Origin of the sequence: Mesorhizobium sp. M1A.F.Ca.IN.020.06.1.1, assembly GCF_004023265.1 — a bacterium.
Classification (GTDB): Bacteria; Pseudomonadota; Alphaproteobacteria; order Rhizobiales; family Rhizobiaceae; genus Mesorhizobium.
The window spans coordinates 1-1,668 of the sequence record NZ_RZSR01001147.1 but is presented as its reverse complement, the minus strand read 5'-3'; the positions used below and the strand labels follow the sequence as shown (position 1 = coordinate 1,668).

3 protein-coding genes are annotated in these 1,668 nt (G+C 63.6%); 1 reads left to right on the top strand and 2 read right to left on the bottom strand.

Going from position 1 to position 1,668, the window contains the following annotated elements:
* A partial coding sequence (locus tag EOA60_RS31895; RefSeq protein ID WP_128312546.1) for an LLM class flavin-dependent oxidoreductase occupies positions 1 to 605 on the bottom strand: 605 nt, incomplete at its 3' end.
* A gap of 152 nt (positions 606 to 757) precedes the next feature.
* Complete coding sequence (locus tag EOA60_RS31890) at positions 758 to 907, bottom strand: hypothetical protein (RefSeq protein ID WP_082953811.1); 150 nt, start codon at positions 905 to 907, stop codon at positions 758 to 760.
* Between the two features lie 279 nt (positions 908 to 1,186).
* Between EOA60_RS31890 and EOA60_RS31885 the strand changes: the two genes are divergently transcribed.
* Positions 1,187 to 1,668 (top strand): SDR family oxidoreductase (locus EOA60_RS31885; RefSeq protein WP_164899730.1); only part of this gene is annotated, 482 nt, incomplete at its 3' end.

Genomic DNA, 1,668 nt, shown 5'->3' with positions numbered 1-1,668 from the left:
CGCTGCATCAACTGCGCGACTTCGTCCGGCGAGCCGGCCGCCAGCTCGAATATATCGGCATGCCGGCCGGCGACCTTCAGCGCGGTGCCGGACTGGCCGCCAAGCCGGATGGTGAGGTTGCCGCCATGCGGGCCCTTGCGCGGCACGTAACCGCCTTTGACGCTGTAGAAGGCGCCTTCATGGTCGAAGGGCTTGTCGTTCGACCACAGCCGCTTCAGCAGCACAAGATATTCGTCGATGCGTTGCCACACCACGCTGTGGCCGACCGGCCGCGCCTCGGCATCACTGTCCTGGAGCGGCTCGCTCAGCATCCTGAGCGACAGGCGGCCGCCGCCTCTCAAGTCGAGCGCCGCGAGCTGCCTTGCCGCCACCGCCGGCTCGACCACACCGGCCCAGTGCGTCAGCACCACTTCCAGCGCCGGGGTGCGGTCGAGCGTCTGCGCGGCGATGTCCATGTTGGCGAGCAGGCCGGCCGGATCGTCGATCACCAGCTTGCGGAACCCCGCATCCTCGATCAGCGACAGCTTGGTCGCCGTCTCGGCGAAATCGTAGAAGAAGCTGCCATTCGCAGGCTTACCGGGAACATGCGTGAACTCGATCGGCATTGCCATCTCCTCCGTCACGTTGGCTTGCCCCGCTCCACCTCGAACAATCCAATGCGCGCAGGCGCGCCGACGCGCCTGGCGCTCGGCCAGTTATCTTCTCCGGTTACTCCAACTCAGATTTTTGGACGGCGGGGCCGTAGGCCCCGGCTCTGTCAGGGGATGATCCCAAGCACCACCGCGCCGGTGAACACGAATGCCAGCGCGAAAACGAGATAGGCGAAGGTTCCGCCATAGGCGGGCCTCCAGCTCTGGTCGGCGGTCAGCCTCTGGCCCTTGCGCTGAGCATTCTGCATGTAGGTCATGGTCGAACCTCCGTCTCGGCCATTAATCTATAAAGATAGTAGACTTTGTCGAGTGCTATTTTTCGCCGGTTTTTGGAAGGACGTCCTCGGAAACGGCAACTTGAGGGGCGTTTATTCTCAGCCGAGATCGAAAACGTGCGGGGATGCGCCACCGGAGGATCCGACAAAATGCCTGTAGCTCCGGCTTTTCGGCGGCAAACGGCCTCGTTCAAGCGCTTGGCTACTCGGTACGCGAGGGGATAGCATCAAAATAGTCTCACAGGACTCAGGGAGAAAAACATGGGTGGAAGGCTGGCGGGCAAGGTCGCCATCATCTCGGGTGGCGCGACGGGCATGGGTGGAGCGGCTTCCGAGCTGTTTGCCGCCGAAGGCGCCAAGGTTGCGATCATCGACCGCAATGGCGAGGCCGCCGGCAAGACCGCCGCGGCGATCCGCGCGCGCGGCCATGATGCGGAGCATTTCGTAGCCGACGTTTCCGATGAGGCGCAGGTCGAGGCGGCGGCGAAGGCGGCCGCGGAAAAATTCGGGCTGGTGACCGTGCTGTTCAACCACGCCGGCACCATTGTGATTAAACCCTTCTTGGAGACGACTCTGCAGGAATGGGACTGGCTGCACGCCGTCAATGTGCGTTCGATGTTCCTGATGACGCGCGCGGTGCTGCCGGGCATGATCGCCGCCGGCGGCGGCTCGATCGTCTGCACCTCGTCGATCTCGGCGGTGGCGGCGACGCCGAACGAAGTGCTCTATGACACCACTAAAGG

Bases quoted from the DNA above. Each gene is read 5' to 3' on its own strand.
- EOA60_RS31890 (WP_082953811.1), bottom strand. From the start codon at position 907: ATGACCTACATGCAGAATGCTCAGCGCAAGGGCCAGAGGCTGACCGCC.